21 protein-coding genes are annotated in these 17,290 nt (G+C 70.5%); 4 read left to right on the forward strand and 17 right to left on the reverse strand.

Going from position 1 to position 17,290, the window contains the following annotated elements; translation table 11 throughout:
- Positions 1-7: 7 nt before the first annotated feature.
- The 5 genes from ACWEQG_RS11370 to ACWEQG_RS11390 form a co-directional block, all read right to left on the reverse strand.
- Positions 8-409, reverse strand: coding sequence for an anti-sigma regulatory factor (locus ACWEQG_RS11370; RefSeq protein WP_452283790.1), 402 nt, complete (start codon positions 407-409; stop codon positions 8-10).
- Positions 406-771, reverse strand: coding sequence for an STAS domain-containing protein (locus ACWEQG_RS11375; protein WP_169987339.1), 366 nt, complete (start codon positions 769-771; stop codon positions 406-408). The genes ACWEQG_RS11370 and ACWEQG_RS11375 overlap by 4 nt, the downstream gene beginning before the upstream one ends.
- A complete protein-coding gene (locus tag ACWEQG_RS11380; RefSeq protein ID WP_452283792.1) occupies positions 771-1,613 on the reverse strand; it encodes an STAS domain-containing protein in 843 nt (280 codons plus the stop codon). The genes ACWEQG_RS11375 and ACWEQG_RS11380 overlap by 1 nt, the downstream gene beginning before the upstream one ends.
- A gap of 74 nt (positions 1,614-1,687) precedes the next feature.
- The gene (locus ACWEQG_RS11385) at positions 1,688-2,101 is read right to left on the reverse strand and encodes a Fur family transcriptional regulator (protein ID WP_363461461.1); all 414 of its coding nucleotides are present in this window, start codon (positions 2,099-2,101) and stop codon (positions 1,688-1,690) included.
- 412 nt (positions 2,102-2,513) lie between these two features.
- On the reverse strand, positions 2,514-3,005 hold the full coding sequence (locus ACWEQG_RS11390; protein WP_346227433.1) for an FABP family protein: 492 nt from the start codon (positions 3,003-3,005) through the stop codon (positions 2,514-2,516).
- Between the two features lie 119 nt (positions 3,006-3,124).
- On the opposite strand from ACWEQG_RS11390, the gene ACWEQG_RS11395 reads away from it, so the two are divergent.
- Positions 3,125-3,487, forward strand: coding sequence for a DsrE family protein (locus tag ACWEQG_RS11395; RefSeq protein WP_169987347.1), 363 nt, complete (start codon positions 3,125-3,127; stop codon positions 3,485-3,487).
- Positions 3,488-3,508: 21 nt separating this feature from the next.
- Here the strand turns inward: ACWEQG_RS11395 and ACWEQG_RS11400 are convergent, their stop codons facing one another.
- The 4 genes from ACWEQG_RS11400 to ACWEQG_RS11415 all read right to left on the reverse strand — a co-directional run bounded on the left by ACWEQG_RS11400 (position 3,509) and on the right by ACWEQG_RS11415 (position 10,653).
- On the reverse strand, positions 3,509-4,216 hold the full coding sequence (locus ACWEQG_RS11400; RefSeq protein WP_363461458.1) for a type 1 glutamine amidotransferase: 708 nt from the start codon (positions 4,214-4,216) through the stop codon (positions 3,509-3,511).
- Complete coding sequence (locus ACWEQG_RS11405) at positions 4,206-5,480, reverse strand: MurT ligase domain-containing protein (RefSeq protein ID WP_452283794.1); 1,275 nt, start codon at positions 5,478-5,480, stop codon at positions 4,206-4,208. The genes ACWEQG_RS11400 and ACWEQG_RS11405 overlap by 11 nt, the downstream gene beginning before the upstream one ends.
- Before the next feature lie 28 nt (positions 5,481-5,508).
- Positions 5,509-8,598, reverse strand: coding sequence for an ATP-binding protein (locus ACWEQG_RS11410; protein ID WP_363461454.1), 3,090 nt, complete (start codon positions 8,596-8,598; stop codon positions 5,509-5,511).
- Positions 8,599-8,724: 126 nt separating this feature from the next.
- Entirely contained in the window at positions 8,725-10,653 is a 1,929-nt protein-coding gene (locus tag ACWEQG_RS11415) for a hypothetical protein (protein ID WP_452283796.1), read from the reverse strand.
- Positions 10,654-10,798: 145 nt separating this feature from the next.
- Between ACWEQG_RS11415 and ACWEQG_RS11420 the strand changes: the two genes are divergently transcribed.
- From ACWEQG_RS11420 to ACWEQG_RS11430, 3 genes are all read left to right on the forward strand, one after another.
- Positions 10,799-11,458 carry a hypothetical protein gene (locus ACWEQG_RS11420; RefSeq protein ID WP_452283798.1) on the forward strand — a complete coding sequence of 220 codons (660 nt, stop codon included), beginning with the start codon at positions 10,799-10,801 and terminating at the stop codon, positions 11,456-11,458.
- Positions 11,458-12,135 carry a DUF4352 domain-containing protein gene (locus tag ACWEQG_RS11425; RefSeq protein WP_452283800.1) on the forward strand — a complete coding sequence of 226 codons (678 nt, stop codon included), beginning with the start codon at positions 11,458-11,460 and terminating at the stop codon, positions 12,133-12,135. The genes ACWEQG_RS11420 and ACWEQG_RS11425 overlap by 1 nt, the downstream gene beginning before the upstream one ends.
- A gap of 95 nt (positions 12,136-12,230) precedes the next feature.
- The gene (locus ACWEQG_RS11430; protein WP_452283802.1) at positions 12,231-13,082 is read left to right on the forward strand and encodes a hypothetical protein; all 852 of its coding nucleotides are present in this window, start codon (positions 12,231-12,233) and stop codon (positions 13,080-13,082) included.
- Here the strand turns inward: ACWEQG_RS11430 and ACWEQG_RS11435 are convergent.
- The 8 genes from ACWEQG_RS11435 to ACWEQG_RS11470 all read right to left on the reverse strand — a co-directional run bounded on the left by ACWEQG_RS11435 (position 13,036) and on the right by ACWEQG_RS11470 (position 17,216).
- Positions 13,036-14,358 carry a hypothetical protein gene (locus ACWEQG_RS11435; protein ID WP_452283803.1) on the reverse strand — a complete coding sequence of 441 codons (1,323 nt, stop codon included), beginning with the start codon at positions 14,356-14,358 and terminating at the stop codon, positions 13,036-13,038. The two genes, ACWEQG_RS11430 and ACWEQG_RS11435, sit on opposite strands and share 47 nt — an antisense overlap.
- A gap of 116 nt (positions 14,359-14,474) precedes the next feature.
- Positions 14,475-14,744 (reverse strand): ribbon-helix-helix domain-containing protein, encoded by a 270-nt coding sequence (locus ACWEQG_RS11440; RefSeq protein ID WP_452283805.1) that lies wholly within the window; start codon positions 14,742-14,744, stop codon positions 14,475-14,477.
- Between the two features lies 1 nt (position 14,745).
- A complete protein-coding gene (locus ACWEQG_RS11445) occupies positions 14,746-15,018 on the reverse strand; it encodes a hypothetical protein (RefSeq protein WP_452283807.1) in 273 nt (90 codons plus the stop codon).
- Positions 15,019-15,131: 113 nt separating this feature from the next.
- Positions 15,132-15,431 carry a DUF1416 domain-containing protein gene (locus tag ACWEQG_RS11450; protein WP_030510411.1) on the reverse strand — a complete coding sequence of 100 codons (300 nt, stop codon included), beginning with the start codon at positions 15,429-15,431 and terminating at the stop codon, positions 15,132-15,134.
- Positions 15,431-16,270, reverse strand: a complete 840-nt coding sequence (locus ACWEQG_RS11455; RefSeq protein ID WP_363461440.1) for a sulfurtransferase — start codon at positions 16,268-16,270, stop codon at positions 15,431-15,433. The genes ACWEQG_RS11450 and ACWEQG_RS11455 overlap by 1 nt, the downstream gene beginning before the upstream one ends.
- Complete coding sequence (locus ACWEQG_RS11460) at positions 16,267-16,677, reverse strand: DUF4395 domain-containing protein (RefSeq protein ID WP_363461438.1); 411 nt, start codon at positions 16,675-16,677, stop codon at positions 16,267-16,269. Before ACWEQG_RS11460 ends, ACWEQG_RS11455 begins: the two co-directional genes overlap by 4 nt.
- Before the next feature lie 57 nt (positions 16,678-16,734).
- The gene (locus ACWEQG_RS11465) at positions 16,735-16,824 is read right to left on the reverse strand and encodes a putative leader peptide (protein WP_310742276.1); all 90 of its coding nucleotides are present in this window, start codon (positions 16,822-16,824) and stop codon (positions 16,735-16,737) included.
- 26 nt (positions 16,825-16,850) lie between these two features.
- Entirely contained in the window at positions 16,851-17,216 is a 366-nt protein-coding gene (locus tag ACWEQG_RS11470) for a TlpA family protein disulfide reductase (protein WP_363461509.1), read from the reverse strand.
- Positions 17,217-17,290: the final 74 nt, after the last annotated feature.

Consider the following 17,290-nt stretch of genomic DNA (forward strand, 5'->3'; position numbering starts at 1 on the left):
CACCGAGTCACCGGGCCCACTTGGTCACCGTCACGCGGGTCCCCTCACCGGGAGCGGAGACGAGGTCGAACTCGTCGACGAGCCGCCGCGACCCGCTCAGCCCGAGCCCCAGACCCCCGGCGGTGCTCCAGCCCTCGGTCAGCGCCTGGTCGACGTCCGGGATTCCCGGCCCCTCGTCGCTGAAGACGAGTCGTAGCCCGGACCGCCGCCCGCCTTCCAGCACCTCGATGAGCACCCGGCCGCCTCCCGCGTGCACGAGGGCGTTCCTGGCCAGTTCGCTGGCGGCGGTCACGATCTTCGTCTGATCGACCAGGGAGAGCCCGATCTCGGCCGCGAGGCTTCTGACCTGCTGACGTACGAGCACGACGTCACCGTTCGTGGCGATGGGCAGCTCCCGGGGCCCGCTCACCCGGCGGCGCCCCTGACGTGTTCCAGCATGGCGACGCCCTTTTCGAGGTTGAGCGCCGTGCGCACGCCGCCCAGCGACAGGCCGAGCTCGACGAGTGTGATCGCCACCGCGGGACGCATGCCGACGACCACGGTCTCGGCGTCGAGCATGCGGGTCATCGCGGCGATCGTGGACAGCATCCGGCCGATGAACGAGTCGACGATCTCCACGGCCGTGATGTCGATGATGACCCCTCGCGCTCCCGAGGAGACCACCATGTCCGCCAGATCCTCCTGCAGGGCCAGCACGCTCTGGTCGTCCAGGTCGATCTGGATCGAGACGATCAGGATGTCGCCGAGCTTGAGAATCGGCACACGTTCCATCAGGCGCGCTCCGCCCTGACCGCGACCCGCGTCCGCGCGGCCCCCATGATCTCCACGCCGCTCCGCTTCAGCGCGTACGACAACGCGTCGGCCAGCGAGGCCTTGGTGACGATGTCGCCGAACTCGATGCCCAGCGTGACGATCGTGTGCGCGATCTGCGGGCGGATGCCGGAGATCACGCACTCCGCGCCCATCAGGCGGGCCGCGACGACGGTCTTGAGCAGGTGCTGGGCGACCTGCGTGTCGACGGCCGGCACGCCGGTGATGTCGATGACCGCGTGCTCCGAGCCCGTTTCGACCAGAGTCTGCAGCAGCTTCTCCATGACGACCTGGGTGCGGGCCGAGTCGAGCGTGCCGACGAGCGGTACGGCGACGATGCCCTCCCACAGCTTCACCACCGGCGTCGACAGTTCGAGCAGCTGCTCGGCCTGGTCCAGCATGATCTTCTCGCGGGCGGTGGAGTAGGTCTCGAAGGTGTACAGACCGAGGTCGTCGACGAGCCGGGAGAACCACACGAAGCCGCGCAGCGCCTCCGGGCCTCCGTCGTCCTCGACCACCTCGTACAACGCCTCCTTCAGCGAGAACACCAGCCGCGCGGTGTCGGAGGGCGTGTACCCCTGACGGACGCGGGCGCGGGAGAGCTCGGCGAGCAGCCCGCGCACGTCGGCGAAGTCGCCTTCCTCGCCACGGAGCGCCGTGCGCAACGCCTGGTAGAGATCACGGAGTTCGTCCAGGGACGCTCCGGACAATTGCGTCCACCGTTGGAGCAACCGCTCCTCGCTGGACAGGAAGAGATCCACTATGCGCCGCCTGGCGGCCTCCGCGGGAACGGTCACGCTCATCTCCTGACGAATCGGCGTGGTGCGCCACTCGTCACGCTACCCGTAGGCAACCCTCCCAAAGCGGGCTGTGATTATCAAAGTCGACATTTCCGGCAATTGCCGAAAACGGTGAGATGACGGACGTCGGTAGCAAAACCGAGCTCGGTGTCGAGGGTGGAGACGAGGCCGTCCACCATGCCCGGAGGGACCTCGGTCACCTCTCCGCAGCCCCGGCAGACGAGGTGGACGTGGTCGGCCTCGGAGGCGAGGTGGTAAGTGGGGGCGCCGTGCCCGAGATGCGTGTGCGTGACCAGCCCGAGCTCCTCCAGCAGCTCCAGGGTCCGGTAGACGGTCGAGATGTTGACGCCCCTCGCCGTCCGCTGCACGCGCGAACAGATGTCCTCGGGGGTGGCGTGCCCGAGTTCGGTGACCGCTTCCAGCACGAGCTGACGCTGGGGGGTGATCCGGTAGCCGCGCGCCCGCAGCTCCTCGTGCCAAGTCTCGGCCATGCCCCAGAGTTTAGGTCGTACCCGGCGAAACGTGCCCTACATCGGAGCGCTCCCCTGCCGCGCCCGGTGCATCTCCCGGGCTGTCGCAGGAGGAGAGGAAAGTTCGCCGGATTAATCGTTTGCCCGCGCCCGCGCCGCTCGCATAGCGTGAAGGCACGCAGAAGGGAGGTGGTCCAAACAATGGTTGATCATTCTTGGGCTAGCGAGGTGGCTGTCCGCTAGGACTCGTCCATCTGGACCTTCCGTCTGGATGTCGTACGACGTCCCGGCGAATCCTCGACAGTCACCGGAACCCCGGGCAGCCGGCGGCCGCGGACTTCCGTCCCCGGCCATGGTCCAGCCGGCCCGCCTCGTCAGGAGGCGGAGCGCGCCCGGGGTTCTTTCTTTTCCCTTACTCGTACTCGTCGAAGTCCTACTCTTCGAAGTCGCCGACCCGCTTGAGCTCCGCCGAGGCGTGCGACTGCAGCGGGTGCCCCATCGCCGACATGTCGTAGGCGTACATGAGATTGCCGTTGACCAGGCCGTAGAGCCGGTGGCCCGCGTTGTACTCCTTGGCCGTCGTGGTCCGCGCCACCACGTCCGTACGCAGCTCGATCTTGTGGAAGACGACTTCTCCCACGTAGATCTCCACGATGCCGGTCGGGTGCGCGAGGCACACCTCGATCTGGCGCTCGGGCTGGATCCGCCAGAACCCCGTCTCGGTGGACAGGGGCCGGACCTTGGCGCCCTCCGCGTCGAGCAGCCACGTGCGACTCTGATAGGTCAGGAACGGCTTCCCGTTGTGCCCGAAGACGATCTCCTGGCCGAAGTTGGCGCTCTCCATGGTGGGATAGCCGATCACCCCGGCCCCCTCCCAGCGGCCCAGGAGGAAGGCGATCGGCTCGAGGTCGGGATGTACGTCCATGGAGACGAGCTTAGAGCCGTGCGCACGGACCCTCGCACCATGCGCGGCATGTACGGATTGCCCAACTTGTACGGCAGGCGGCAGCGCGGCGCCGACCCCGGCGGACTAGGCTTTCGGCTATGGCACGATCACTGGTGATCAAGGTGACGGCCGGCGCGGACGCCCCGGAGCGCTGCAACCAGGCGTTCACGGTCGCGGCGGCCGCGCTGGCGAGCGGAGTCCCGGTCTCGCTGTGGCTGACCGGCGAGTCCTCGTGGTTCGCGCTGCCGGGACGGGCCAAGGAGTTCACCCTGGCCGAGGCCGCCCCGCTGGAGGACATGCTCGACGCCGTGCTCGCGGCCGGCAGGGTCACGCTGTGCACCCAGTGCGCCGCCCGCAGGGGCATCACCGTGGACGACGTGATCGACGGCGTCCGCATCGCCGGGGCCTCCACGTTCGTCGAGGAGGCCCTGGGCGAGGGTGTGCAGGCGCTGATCTACTGACCGGCCGCAGTCACCGGCCGGTCAGCTCGGCAGCACCGCGCGCAGGCGTTCGTCGCGCAGCGCCTGATACCAGCTGTCGTCGATCGTCGGCAGCGGCCCGGTGACCCAGCTCAGCAGCAGGTCGGCCAGCGCGGGGTTGCGGGCCAGCGCCGGGCCGTGCAGGTAGGTGCCGATGACGCGGCCCGCGTAGCAGCCCTCCGTGCCGTCGCCGTTGCCGGTGCCGACGATCGTCCGCGACAGCGGGCGCACGCCGGGGCCGAGCCTCGTCACGCCCATGTGGTTCTCGAACCCCGTCAGCGTGGGCAGCCCCAGCGCGGGGTCGACCTCCGCGGCCAGCTCGCCGACGGCGCGCCGCTCCCCGCGCCCCGAGCTGATGTCCAGCAGCCCGAGGCCGGGCACCGGCTGGCCCTCCTCGCCGCCGAACACCGTGCCCATGATCTGGTAGCCGGCGCAGACCGCCAGCAGGGCCGCACCCCGCTGGATCGCGGCGTGCAGGCCGCCGTCGCGGCGCAGCCGTTCGGCCCCGAGGATCTGCGGCCGGTCCTCGCCGCCGCCGATCAGGTAGATGTCGCCCTGCTGCGGGACGGGGTCGGACGAGCGCACGTGGACGGTCCTGGTCCGGATGCCCCGGGCCTGGGCCCGCTGCTCCAGCACCAGGACGTTGCCCTGGTCCCCGTACGTGCTGAGCAGGTCGGGATAGATCCAGACGATGGACAATTCAGACTGCACGGCCGAACTCCGCTCGGATCTGCTGGAACGCGGTGTAGTTGGCGATCACGTCGATCTTGCCGGGCGCCAGCGTCGCCACCGCCCGCTCGAACGAGTCGCAGAGCTGGAAGGGGACCCCGGCCACGGCCAGCCGCAGCGCGAGGTCGAGGCGGCGCTCGCCGGTGACGAGGACGGGCCTGCCGCGCAGGATGCGGTAGTCGACGTCCCACAGCCAGGAGGTGTCGCGGCCGTCCGGCCCCTGGGCGTTGACCGACAGGATGATCGGCAGCGCCGGGTCGGCGACGTCGAACGCCTCCAGCCAGCCGGCCGGGTTCTTGGCCAGCAGCAGCCGCAGCGACCGGCCGTCCCGCTCTACGGTCGTGTAACGCCCGGCGACCGAGGTGACCGCACGCAGCCTGGGCAGCGCCCGGGCGGGATCGAGGCCGAGCGTCTCGGCGACCGCCAGCGCGACGGCGGCGTTGGCCCGGTTGGCCTGACCGGGGAGCTGAATGTCCAGGCGCCAGTGCTGGCCGCGCGGGTCGGTCACGTACTCCCCGTCGAGCACCCAGCTCGGCTCGGGCCGGCGGAAGGTGCACTCGCGGCACGCCCAGCGCGAGTCGGCGAACTGGGCCGGGGTCAGGCCCTGACCGCCGTTGCCGAACCCGGCACGGTCGAGCGGCCCGCCGCACTCGGGGCAGCACCAGGAGTCCTCACGCCAGCGCTGCCCCGCGGCCACCCACGTGACCTGAGCGGCCGTGGAGGCGCCCCAGGTCACCAGCGGGTCGTCGCAGTTGGCGATCACGTGGGTGGGCCTGCCGGCGAGCGCGCGGCGCCACTTCTGGGCCAGCAGCCAGATCTCCGCGGCCCGGTCCATCTGGTCGCGGCTGAGGTTCATGAGGCAGACGATGCCGGCCTCTGTGGTGTCGAGGACCTCGGGGAGGTACTTCTCGTCGACCTCCAGCACGCCGTACGGCGCGTCCTTGTTGGAGGCGAGTGCCGACACGTGCCCGGCGGGCATGTTGGCCCCGAAGGCGTTCGTCGCCACGTCGCCGAACTCCTGCAGCGCCGAGGTGATCAGACGCGTCGTCGTGGTCTTGCCGTTCGTGGCGCTGACCAGGACGAGCTTGCGGTCGGCCGCGAGCTTGCGCAGCAGGTCGGGCTCCAGCATGAGGCCGACCCTGCCGCCGATCACCGAGCCGTCGCCACGCCCGGTGGCCCTGGACAGCGTCGCGGCCGTGCGGCCCAGGGCGCTGGCGAGCTGCGCCCGCAACGGTAGCTGACTCATGCCGCGATACTAATGGCCCTCCCGAGGATCACGATCCGAAGGACAGCTCGGCGGGGGTGTCGCCGTCGAACGGCAGGACGAAACGGCGCGGCCAGGACAGCACGGTCTCCAGCCAGCCCGCGCTCATCGTCTGGGCCACGTACTTGACCCGCTCGCGCGGCTCGACCCCGATGGCGACCGTCGTCACGTCCCGCTGGATGCCCTCGTGCTCGTCGTCGCCCAGGATGACCCGCCAGGCCAGCGCGCGGTTGCGGTCCACCTCCATCGACAGCGGGTGGTGACGCAGCGCCTTGGCGCGGTGGCCGAGCAGCTCGGTGCGCACGCCGACCGCGACCCCGCCCTCGGCCGGCTCGGCGCCGTTGACCCCCTGGTGGGGGTAGGGCCGGCCGGCGGGGTCGGTGCCGAACAGCGGATACTCCATCGCCGGGGCGGGACTGCGCAGGTTGGGCGCGGGATGGCCGAACGGGAACAACCGGTCCACCTCGTGCAGCCAGCGGACCTGCGGGATGACCCAGGCGGCGCCCGGCCGGTCGCCCGCCCGCATCGGCGGGTCGCCCTCCGCGCCGTCCGCCTGGCCGGCCGCCAGCAGTCCGGCGGCGACCTCGGCGGCCTTCTCGGTGAGCAGCGCGGGGTCGAACCACGTGCGCAGCGACCAGGCGCGGCGCGAGACCGACCGCTCGACCAGCGTGGCCAGCAGGCACTCGCGCCGCTTGGCCGGCAGCTCCGCCCAGATGTCGGCGAGCACGCGCGGCACGCCGGGCAGCGACCGGTTCGTCACGAACGCCAGGACGACCGTGTCGGTCCAGATCCGCAGCCACGCCCACTCCGGGGCCACCGCGAGCAGGTCGGCCTCGCGCAGCTCGACCAGCGTGCAGGCCTTCCCCGTACGGCATTCGCGCCCGCAGGCGGCCGAACGGCGCCCGCAGATCGGCGGCACCGGGCCGAGCGTCTCGCGCTCGCGGTCCTCGCCCAGCGGCACCTGGACGCGCAGCGGGCGGTCCATGCCGTCGGCGAACACCGCGGCGAAGCCCGGCTGGAGCGACACCACCTGGCGCGACTGGTCCTCGCTGAGATTCATCGCCGCGCCGACGAGCGCCCGGTCGTCCTCGGCCGGGAGCCGGTGCACCACCTTCAGCGCCGTGTTCTTGACGACGTCGGAGACGAGCTTGGTCGGGATCTGCTCGGCCACGATGATGCCCTCGCCGTACGCCCTGATCTCGGCGAGCATCCCGGCCAGCAGCTCGACCGCGTGGGTGGAGGCCCGCTGGGAGCCCCGGTCGCGCAGCAGCCGGTGGGCCTCCTCGATGACGATGACGTGCCGCAGACCGCCCGCGCCGTCCTCGCCCCGCGGTTCGGAGCGGGCGCGCATCCGCAGGTGCTCGACGATGCGGATGATCAGCGTGCCCATGAGGAACGCCTTGTCCTCGTCGTTGGCCACGTCCTCGATGGCGAGCACGACGTTGCGCTGGAGCAGGCCGCCGATGTCGGCGGGGTGGCCGCCCTCGAAGAACCGGCCCGCGCTGCCCACCCGCAGGCTCCGCAGGCGCAGGCTGATGAAACCCTCGACATCGGCCTGGACCTCGTTGCCGTACCCGATCTCCTGGATGACCTCCAGCGCGTGCTGCTGGAGCTGCTCCAGGGTCGGCACGGCCGGCTGCACGGCCGCCCCCGGGATGCCGCCGCCGGTGACCACGTCCCAGCCGTTGGCCTCGTAGACGCGCTGCAGCGCCAGCGACATGATCTGCGGGAACGGCTCCTCGGCGTCGAAGGCCGCCATGAACAGCGCCCTGACCATGTCGATGTGGGCCTGCACCGGGTAGCCGGGCTCGGGCGCGAGCGGATTGACGCTGATCGGCACGTTGTCGGGCGCCGAGGGGTTGATGACGGTCAGCGGCGCGAGGTGCTCGACCCGGCCGGCCATCGCCGCGTACTCCGACTTGGCCGGCTCGATGGCCAGCCACGGGATGCCCGCCTTGGTGAGCTGCTCCAGCAGGTGACGTACGGTCTGCGACTTGCCCGAGCCGGTGGCGCCGGTGACGAAGGCGTGGCGGTTCAGCGTGGCGAGCGGCACCCGGAACGTTCCGACGGCGCGGTCCTGCCCGTCGACGATCGCGCCGAGGTCGACGGTCTCCGCCGAGCCCTCGACCTCGGCCTCGCTGGTCACGTCGAAGAAGCCCGCGTCGAGCACCCGGACGCCCGGCACCTCGCGGCGCGGCAGCCCGGCGAGCGCGGCGAGTGCCCCGGCCGTCGCCGCGAACGGCGCCGCCGCGCCGTCGGCCGAATCCTGGAGGTCGACGGTCAGCGCCTCGCCGAAGCCGTAGACCGACTCACAGGTGCCGTCGCCGGTCAGGGCGGGCAGCGACATCGCGCTGCGCAGCCGGTAGGGGTGGTGGCTCATCTCCACCGAGCCGACCAGCACCGGCGCGATCTGGCGCAGCTCGTCGGGGCCTGCCGCGCCGGCGAGCACCCGGACGTTCCACAGCCCGGCCTCGCGGAAGGCGTCCAGCTCCTGCATCCTGCGTTCGGCCCGCTCGGCGTCGAACCGCGACCGTTCCGAGGCGTCGCCGTACTGGCGCAGCACGTTGAGCTGGGTGCGCAGATGGGCCACCTCGGCGTCGAGCAGGTCGGTCGGCTCGGCGACCACCACCCACGCGAACGGCCGGGACATGAGCGTGACCAGCGTCGACTCGAACAACGTGGGCCGCTTGGTCTCGTCGGGCTCCGGCTCGCGCCTGCCGTAGAGCGGCGGCGCCTGACGGCCGGGACACGGCGTCCAGACGAGGTCGGCGAGATCGGCCAGCCACTCGTCGCCGATCTCCACGCCGCGCGCGCCGCCGGGGAACAGCAGCGGCTGCGGACCGGTGACGGGCGGTTCGGGCGCCGTCGCCGCGCGCCGCGGCGGCTTGGGCGGTGTGAGCGGCCCCGCGTTGGTGATGAGCTCCAGCGGCGCACCCGACCCCCGCGACAGCCAGCCGATGACGAACGGCCGGTTGCGCTGCGCGGCGGACAGCACCGCGGGGAGCACGGTGACGAAGTCCCACTCCGCCGACGAACTACGCGACGGCGCCGTGATGGCCTGGATCCGGTACCACGGCCCGCTCAGGGGGAACGCGTGCATGAGACCCCTCGATTGACGACGAACAGGGGAGAGACTCCATCAACGATCACCTGTGCACAGCCGTGTTGACGATGCCCTTACCAGCAACGGACGGTGTCATGGCCGCATGTGACGTTTGGGCGGCGGTCATGACCGCTTGCGCCAGTCGAGGCGGGGTGGCGGGGGGCCCAGGTTCGGGGGCACGTCGGGCAGCATGGGCTCCTCCGGCTCCGGCTCCGGCTCGGGCTCCGCGGGCGCCAGGGCCGCCCGCCGGATCTCCTCGAACTCCCCCAGCGTCGTCTTGGGAAAGGTGAGTATCGCCGGGTTGGCGTCCGCGAGGCGCACCTGGCGTCCTTCGGCCGTCGAGTAGGTGATGATCACGGAGGTCGTGGGGAGTTGCTGGAGCTGGTGCGGCTCGACCAGGAACTCCCGTGACCGCTGCAGCACCCCGTCCGCGACCGTGGGCGCGCGCCGCCCCCACTCGGTCGACTCGGTGATGTCCTCCCGCAGGTCGCCCTCGCCCTTCTCCTCCCCCTCCGTACGGCTCTCGCCGACCGTGGAGGTGTAGAAGCCGCTCGGGCCGTTGACCGCGGAGCTGAACGTCTCGGTGAGCTGTGCGAGTTCCAGGCGGTGCTCGGTGCCGACGTGCTCGCTCGCCACGCGGGCGTCCTCGGCGTTGCCCAGGCGCATGAACGCGACCGCCGCGTGGCCCCGGCCGAGCCGCTCCCGTACGGTCGGGGTGAGGCTGCGGTAGGTCAGCACGAGCCCGGTGCGCGAGGTCTCACAGGCGTCCATGAGCCGGTCGAGCACGTCGCCGCGGAGCTTGTCCGCGCCCGCGACGATGATCGTGTGATACCAGGGCCGCTCGCTGGCCGGCGACTGACGCAGGATGTGCGTCAGCGCGGTCGCGACGTAGGTCCCGAGCACCCGGTTGCCGAAGACCCCCGCCTGCCGGTCCATGCTGACGACCCGCAGCCGCGCGGGCGGCAGCCGTACGGCCTCCGAGCCCAGCGTCTCCAGCTTGCGCAGCTGGGACTCCAGCGCCCAGGCCCGCTCGATGACGACCCGGTCGGCCACCCCCCGGCCGAACAACGTGCCGATGCGTTCGAGCTGCGACGCCGTGAGCAGGCCGCACTTCATGTCGTCGCGCGGGTCGCCCACCTGGGCGAGGGCCCGCAGGGCGGCGGTGACCTGGCTGATCGTGGCGTTCTCGCCCAGGACCTCCAGCACGCGCTCCAGGATCGCGTTGTCGAAGCCGATGTCCCTGCTGGTCTCCTCGCTGACGCTCACCACGTGGGCGAGCACGTCGGCGAACGCCTCGGGCTTGAGCGTCGAGCCCAGATCGAGCCGGGGCAGGTCCACCGGGAGCACCCAGACGAGCGGGTCGTCCCCGCCCCGGCGCGCCAGCTCGATGAGGTCCTTGGCGATCGCGCCCTCCGACAGGTCGAGCACGGTCAGGTGCCCGCCGCTGTAGAGGCGCGTCGCGCCGATCAGCGTCACCAGCGCCGACCAGCCGGTCAGCGTGCCCCCGGCCACGTCCACGCGGTCGATCTCGTCGGGCACCGCCACGGCGTACCAGTTGATCTGCTGGTCGAAGCGGCTCTTCTTCTCGGCCCAGTCGCGGTATTTCGCGGCGTGCTCCTCCTGCGCCGTGACGATCTCCCGCTGGCGGCGCTCTTGCTCGCGCAGCGCCTTGCGGCGGCGCTCGTCGAGCCGCTCGTTGACCGTACGGTCTCCCTGCCGGATGGCGTAGGTGCAGATGGCGGCCACGCCGCCCGCGGCGACCAGGCCGAGCATCACGAACGACCAGGTGAGCAGTCCGGTCACGCCGAGGATCAGGATCCCCGCGGCCACCACGGCCATGAACGTACGGAAGATTTTGACCGGGCGGTTGAGCAGGTCCTTCTGCAGCCGCTCCCGATGGACCCACTCGGTGTCCACCGGAGGCTCGGTGACGTCCTCCCTGGCCGGTCGCTTCGGCGGCGGCCCGGGATCCGGGTACAGCAGCGCATACTGCCAGCCCAGGTAGATCCGGTCCGCCTGCAACTGGGCATGCTCGGGGTGCGGGTCGCCCACGGGCCCTCCATGTCCGCCTCGGTCACAGCGTAGGAGCTGGAAGCCCTGTCAGGGCGGGCTTCTCGCCATTCGGACGTATTTCCGCCCGGGGGACCGAACCAATGCGACCAATGGGGCAAGTGTGGTCGTACTACGATCGACTGCCATGACGTCATCCCCCAATGGCGCCCGCCGACGACGCCCGGTCCTCGTCCCGGTCGCCTCCGCGCTGGCCGTCGTGGGCATCGGCGTCACCGCCGCCTTCGGCGGCTTCGCGGAGGCCCCGGAGAAGCCCCCGGCCACGGTCTCGCCCGGAGACGTGATCGATCAGGGGCGGTTCCACACCCAGTTCATCAAGGCGATCGACACCACCGAGAAGGGCGACTTCGGCACCACGAAGCGCTACCTGGAGCTCGTCCTCAAGGTCACCAACATGGGCAAGGAGACCGCCTCGGTCGGCGTCATGCCGGAGCCCGGCAAGGGCTTCACCCAGAGCACGACCTTCGCCAGCTCCCTCCTGCGGACCCGCCCGGAGATCAAGACGAAGTACGGCCCAACGGTCTCCGTGCTCAGTCTCGGCGTCGAGAGCCACCAGCTGCATCCCGGCATCACCACGACGGTCGTGGTGAAGTACGAACTCGAGCCCACCGCTACCGCGCCTCCCGAGATCAGCCTCGACGTGGGCTCGTTCGCGTACGAGGGACTCGGACTGCTCAACCAGGGTCATGACTGGATGCTCGCGGGCGCGTACAAGGACGACGACGGTCCCTTCGAGCCCGAGGTGGCCACGCGGATCACCCTTCCCGTACGGAAGGAGAGCGCCTGATGGCGGTCACTCAGGCGGAGCGCCGCACCTCCCGTCGTGCCGCGGCCCGCAAGCCACCCCGGCGCGGACTGATGCGGCGCGTCGGCGCGGGACTGGCGGGAATCGCGCTCGCGGCTGCCGCGGTCTACGCCCAGCAGAACTTCTCGATGTCCTTCGAGCAGCGCGTCTCGTACCTCACCTACAAGGGCCGGGCCGGCGAGACCGTGGAGACCAAGCGCTACGCGGTGAAAGTCTTGTCCGTGAAGGCCGCCCGGGCCGTGGACACCACGGACTACTCCAACAAAGTGACCGAAGTGGCCACGAGCAACCTGTTCCTGCTGGTCGACGTCTCGGCCACGAGCACGCGCGAGCCCTTCAGGCTGAGCAAACTCGCGCCCCCCGTCCTCCTGACGGCGGACGGCCGGCGCTACCAGCCGACGGACAAGGTCAACGAGACGCTGACGCTGTTCAACAGGTACATCCAGCCGGGGTTCTGGTCCAGTGGGCTACTCGTCTTCGAGGTGCCGAAAGACGCCGTGGCGGGCGCGAACCTCGTCTTCATCCCTCCCGTCAGCCCGCTGGTCAGCGACAACTACGCGCCCGAGGCGCAGATCGACCTGGGGCTGTCCGGCGGCGCCGCCGCCCGGCTGATCTCACAGGCGGAGGACCACCACTCACTCGTGAGCGCGAGCCGATGACCGATACGCCCATGGATGGAACCCCGCCGAGGAACGGCGCCCCTCGGAGGAGGGCGCGTGACTGGTTCGCTCCCCCGGCCGAGCAGCCCTCCGACATGACGGACATCACCTACAACGGGCCGCTTCCCCCGCCCCTGCCGACGGCGCCACCCGCGGTACCCATCCCCGGCACGCTGAAGCCGCCGACGGACCTGCGCGTGTGGCCGCCTCTGGAGCCCGAAGGGGAGGACAGGTCCACCCAGCCCTTCCCGGCGCTGCGGACGAACCGGCAGCCGCCTCCCGCGGCGCTCGCGCCCACTCCCCCGCCTGCGGAGGCGCCCCCGGAGGCACCCCCCGAGTCGCCCCCGGAGCCGCCCGCCGCGGAGGCGCCCCCGGCGCCGGCGAGGCGGCGTACGGGCCTGCTGGCGGGCGGAACCGTGCTGTCCATCGTGCTCGCGGTCGGCGCCCCCACGCTGTTCGGCTACCAGGCCTACAAGTACGGCCGCCCCGCTGACATCGTCCATGTCGTGCAGCCCGGCCAGGCGGGAGTATGGCAGCACGTGTCGTGGCGGGTCACCGTCGACAAGATCAAGGACCCCACCGGCAAGCCGGAGCGGTCGGACCGCCAGTGGCTGAAGGTCGTGGCGACCAGGACCGCGCTCGACGCGGAAGGCGCCATTCGTCACGGAGCGCCGGCCGAGGTCAAGTTCACCGACCGGGCCGGGCGCACCTGGCAGATGGAGAAGGTGAACGACGAGACGCCACCCGACGTCAAGGACAACAAGGTCGGCACGCCGTACCGGCTGGAGTTCATGGGGGTGGTCCCGCCCTCCGTGGCCGACGAGGTCGAGGTCGCCCTGCGGCCGAGCAGCTACCGGGACGTGCCCGAGCAGTCGGCCGAAGATTTCGTGAAGGCGGCGTTCACGTCGACGGAGAGGGACGATCAGGTTCTCCGGTTCCGCCGGTGAGCCTGCTGCGGGTCGCGGCGAGGTCGAACGTGGCGGCGATCAGGCACATCGTCACCAGGGTCACGATCAGGTCCGCCACATAGACGACCGGCACACCGGTCGCGAACCACAGGTACGGCTCCTCGCTCGCCGTGAGATAGCGACCCGCCCTGAGGAGAAAGTCGCCGCCGATGTGCAGGCCGACGTAACAGAGGGCGAACAGCCCGAACAGCGGGGCGCCCCCACGCACCGTCAGGCGCAGGGAGTTGAGCAGCGGGATCCAGCGGCCGGTCCAGCCTGCGCTCAGCTTGACGAGGGCGAGACGCGTCCAGTTGTGGGTGCGCTCCAGGTGGACCGCCGCCTGCTCCAGGCGGGTTCCCCTGATCGTGGTCCGGGTGTCCTCCGCGTAGGCGCCGTAGACGAGGATGCCGACGGTCAGCCACGCGAGCGGAATTGCGAGGGCGTCGATGACGTACGGCCAGACGCCGGCCAGCCACTCCGAGACCGGCTTCCACCCCGGGATGCTCTCCTCGGCCTTGGCCGCGAAGTCGTGCCAGGCGGCCACAGCCGACCGCTGCCCGATCCAGTCGGAGCGCGCCCCCACGGCGGCGGCGACCGCGTTGATCCCGTAGAACGCGAACGCGAGCTCCCCGAACGTGGCCAGCATGCCGGAGTAGCGGCCCTCCTTCGCCTCGTGGCGGCGGCCGAAGTACCACTTCAGCACGTAGGCGACCGCCATCGCCGCCAGGGAGACCTTCGGGTCGAGGTTGAGCAGCCCGGCCGCCACCCCGCTGTCATCCCCACTGCCGGCATCGAGCACGTACCGGTCCGGCTGCCGCATCATGTCGATGCCCGAGAACTCGCGAGCGTCCTCGGCGACGAATCCCCAGGTCGTGTAGATGCCGGCGAAGACGAGCGCGGTGCGGTTGAGGGCGTTGAGCAGGCTCTCCTTGGCCTCGCCGCCCGCGCGCCGGGCCTGCGTCTCCAGCAGCGCCTCGCGGATGACGTACAGCATGCCGACGGTCGTCGCGAGCGACGTCATCACGACCAGCGTGAAGAGGAACATCACCACCACGAGGCGGGCCTGGTACCACGAGCCGTGCGAGATGGTGGCGGCCAGCAGGAGCAGCGCCCACCGCACGAGCCGTCCGGCCGAGAACCAGAGGATCAGCGGGAGGGCGCACTTCGCGAGGATCCGCAGGGCGTTCAGCGGCAGCGCGTACGGCGACAGCGCCCAGGAGGCCCGGCGCGGCGCGGCATCCTGGCGAGGGGCGGCAAGTGCGGACGTTCCGGACACCTGCCGCATGCTATCGGGTCACACCTCCAACTACCTCGCGTTGCGCCCGATCACCCCGTCGCCACCTGAGAGCGCGTTTCCGCGATCCACCCGCTCCTCCTGGCGGCCTTGACGCGTCAGGCCACGTGAAGCCATGCGCGCAGTGCTCGGCGAATGACTTCGCTGGCGCTGGTTTGATCGCGCTTGGCCCTTGTGATCAAAGCGGAGCGCAACTCGGGATCGAGCCTCACCGGAACCACATCGGCAGGCGCGGAACCGATGGGACGCCTGCCTCCCCGGCGACGAAGCGTCTCCACGTCGTATCCCTCTTCGGCTTCTTCCGCCAGGGCGGTTATGAGCTCGTCCGTAACCGGCACGCCATTCGAGGTCGGAACGTCTTCGTCCATCCTAGACATGCTCCCTCCTCGATCCCCCTTGCAAGAGATCCCGGTATTTCCGCCTCATGGGCATCGCATGTATAGCGAGTTCCCGGCCGTCATCGAGGTGAAGCACGATCGTTTCCAGCAGGTTCCCCGCACGGTCCGGACCGAGTCGCAGCTCCCGTCGCGGCCCCTCTTCATCCTCGCGAGCGAGGGGATAGGCAATGAGGAACCCCCTTGTCGCGTGAACCACGTCCTCGTAGGCGATGCCGTGCTTGAGCGCGGCCTTGTGCACCTCCACGGTAGCAAACGTAATACGAAACGTTTAGTCACGCAGGGTAAACTGAACATCACCTCTCGCGCAGAAGGCCGGTGCGTTCGCGGGAACGGACCGGCCTTCTGTGAAGCGGTGGATCAGACGGCGACCGAGAGCTGGGCGACCTCGCCGAGCTTGGCCTCGACGGGGACGTCCTTGGTGACGCCGCCGCCGGCGATGATGCGGACGGTCCACTGACCGGGAGCCGCGAAGAAGCGGAAGATGCCCTCGTCGGAGACGACGACCTCGCCGGTGAACTCGCCGCTGTGGTCCAGCAGGCGAGCGTACGCCGTGCCGGCGCCGGACACGACGCCCTGGATCACGGCCTGGTTGGACAGGTCGATACCGGCCGGCAGCGCGACGGTCTGCTCAGGAGCAGCGCAACCCTGGGTGGTCATCAGCGGGCCTCCCCCAACTCGATCGGCACGCCCACGAGCGAGCCGTACTCGGTCCACGAACCGTCGTAGTTCTTGACGTTGGGCTGGTCGAGCAGCTCGTGCAGCACGAACCAGGTGTGCGCGGAGCGCTCGCCGATGCGGCAGTAGGCGATGGTGTCCTTGGCGAGGTCCACGCCGGCGCCGGAGTAGAGCTCGCGGAGCTCGTCGTCGGAGCGGAAGGTGCCGTCGTCGTTGGCCGCCTTGGACCACGGGATGTTGCGGGCGGTGGGCACGTGGCCACCGCGCTGCGCCTGCTCCTGCGGCAGGTGGGCCGGGGCGAGCAGCTTGCCGGTGAACTCGTCGGGCGAGCGCACGTCGACCAGGTTCTGCTTGCCGATCGCGGCGACGACGTCGTCGCGGAAGGCGCGGATGTCGTTGTTCGGCTCCTGGGCCACGTACTGCGTGGCCGGGCGCTCGACGACGTCCTCGACCAGCTCGCGGGACTCCAGCTCCCACTTCTTGCGCCCGCCGTCGAGCAGCTTGACGTTCGCGTGGCCGTAGACCTTGAAGTACCAGTAGGCGTAGGAGGCGAACCAGTTGTTGTTGCCGCCGTACAGAACGACGGTGTCGTCGTTGGCGATGCCCTTGGCGGACAGCAGGGCCTCGAAACCGGCCTTGTCGACGAAGTCGCGGCGGACCGGGTCCTGCAGGTCCGTCCTCCAGTCGATCTTCACGGCACCGCGGATGTGACCCTTGTCGTAGGCGCTGGTGTCCTCGTCGACCTCGACGAGCACGACACCCGGCGTGTCGAGGTTGGCCTCGACCCAGTCGGCGTCCACCAGAACGGCGGAGCGGCTCATTGGATTCTCCCAGGTTGTAGACGGCGAATGAGCAGGTACGTTTCGCAGCCCAGGCAGAAGCCGAACGCTGCGTTGAGGAAGGCGGCCAGCAGTGCCGCTGCTGTCGCACCCAAGGCCAGTGCGGTGATCCCCACCGCGAATCCGATCAGTCCCACCATCGCGAACCCCAGCCCGACGGCCTGCGCGAACCGCGGCGGCGCCGCGTCCTCCGTCTCGGCCGGCGGCCCCAGCCTCGGACGTACGAACCGGCGGAAGACCAGCCCGTACGGCGACGCGTCAGCGGCGCCGAGCGCGAAGACGAGCGCCTGCGCGGCGAGGAGCCAGGGATTCTGCGTGACCAGTACGGCCGCGAGGACCAGGCTGGTCACGGCCGCGCCGAAACGCGGGCCACGAGGGTCGATCTGCATCGTGGGGATGCTCCTGAAGGATTCTTGGAACGCGGCACGAAGCCGCAGGAATCACCCTCAGGCCATGCGACAGAGCGAGGTCGCGACGCGGCAGAAGTCCACCGCGCGCCGCTTCGTGAGCAGCTCTGTCGTGGGAGTCATGGTCATGACAGTACCTTCCGTCTCGGCATCTGTCACACCTTGTCCGATGGATGAGACGGCCCATGAGACGCGCCGTCCACGGCCGCGCCGAGGGCCGCGATCACGTCGGCCTTGCGCGGCTGGCCCGCCGCCCTCTTCACGACGTTGCCCGATTCGTCCAGGACGAGCACGGTGGGGGTGCGCAGCACCTCGAAGCGCCTGACCAGGTCGAGGCGCGACTCCGCGTCGATCTCCACGTGCCGGACGCCGGGCACCAGGGCGGCCACCTCGCCCAGGATCCGGCGAGTGGCCCGGCACGGCTGGCAGAACGCGGTCGAGAACTGCACCAGCGTGGCGCGCTCGCCGAGGTCGGCGCCGAGATCCGCGCTCGTCACCGGGGCGTGTTCCACGGCCCGCATCCTCCCGTCACGCCGTCTCAGGACCAGTCCGACTACCACGCCCAGGACGAGCGTGGCCACGAGGGTCGAGACAC

Source organism: Microbispora sp. NPDC004025, assembly GCF_053604425.1.

What these genes read in the sequence shown, in the direction of transcription:
- ACWEQG_RS11375 (WP_169987339.1), bottom strand. Translation starts at nt 771, where the DNA reads ATGGAACGTGTGCCGATTCTCAAGCTCGGCGACATCCTGATCGTCTCG.
- ACWEQG_RS11380 (WP_452283792.1), bottom strand. Translation starts at nt 1,613, where the DNA reads ATGAGCGTGACCGTTCCCGCGGAGGCCGCCAGGCGGCGCATAGTGGAT.
- ACWEQG_RS11385 (WP_363461461.1), bottom strand. Translation starts at nt 2,101, where the DNA reads ATGGCCGAGACTTGGCACGAGGAGCTGCGGGCGCGCGGCTACCGGATC.
- ACWEQG_RS11390 (WP_346227433.1), bottom strand. Translation starts at nt 3,005, where the DNA reads ATGGACGTACATCCCGACCTCGAGCCGATCGCCTTCCTCCTGGGCCGC.
- ACWEQG_RS11395 (WP_169987347.1), top strand. Translation starts at nt 3,125, where the DNA reads ATGGCACGATCACTGGTGATCAAGGTGACGGCCGGCGCGGACGCCCCG.
- ACWEQG_RS11405 (WP_452283794.1), bottom strand. Translation starts at nt 5,480, where the DNA reads ATGAGTCAGCTACCGTTGCGGGCGCAGCTCGCCAGCGCCCTGGGCCGC.
- ACWEQG_RS11410 (WP_363461454.1), bottom strand. Translation starts at nt 8,598, where the DNA reads ATGCACGCGTTCCCCCTGAGCGGGCCGTGGTACCGGATCCAGGCCATC.
- ACWEQG_RS11420 (WP_452283798.1), top strand. Translation starts at nt 10,799, where the DNA reads ATGACGTCATCCCCCAATGGCGCCCGCCGACGACGCCCGGTCCTCGTC.
- ACWEQG_RS11425 (WP_452283800.1), top strand. Translation starts at nt 11,458, where the DNA reads ATGGCGGTCACTCAGGCGGAGCGCCGCACCTCCCGTCGTGCCGCGGCC.
- ACWEQG_RS11430 (WP_452283802.1), top strand. Translation starts at nt 12,231, where the DNA reads ATGACGGACATCACCTACAACGGGCCGCTTCCCCCGCCCCTGCCGACG.
- ACWEQG_RS11440 (WP_452283805.1), bottom strand. Translation starts at nt 14,744, where the DNA reads ATGGACGAAGACGTTCCGACCTCGAATGGCGTGCCGGTTACGGACGAG.
- ACWEQG_RS11450 (WP_030510411.1), bottom strand. Translation starts at nt 15,431, where the DNA reads ATGACCACCCAGGGTTGCGCTGCTCCTGAGCAGACCGTCGCGCTGCCG.
- ACWEQG_RS11455 (WP_363461440.1), bottom strand. Translation starts at nt 16,270, where the DNA reads ATGAGCCGCTCCGCCGTTCTGGTGGACGCCGACTGGGTCGAGGCCAAC.
- ACWEQG_RS11460 (WP_363461438.1), bottom strand. Translation starts at nt 16,677, where the DNA reads ATGCAGATCGACCCTCGTGGCCCGCGTTTCGGCGCGGCCGTGACCAGC.
- ACWEQG_RS11465 (WP_310742276.1), bottom strand. Translation starts at nt 16,824, where the DNA reads ATGACCATGACTCCCACGACAGAGCTGCTCACGAAGCGGCGCGCGGTG.
- ACWEQG_RS11470 (WP_363461509.1), bottom strand. Translation starts at nt 17,216, where the DNA reads ATGCGGGCCGTGGAACACGCCCCGGTGACGAGCGCGGATCTCGGCGCC.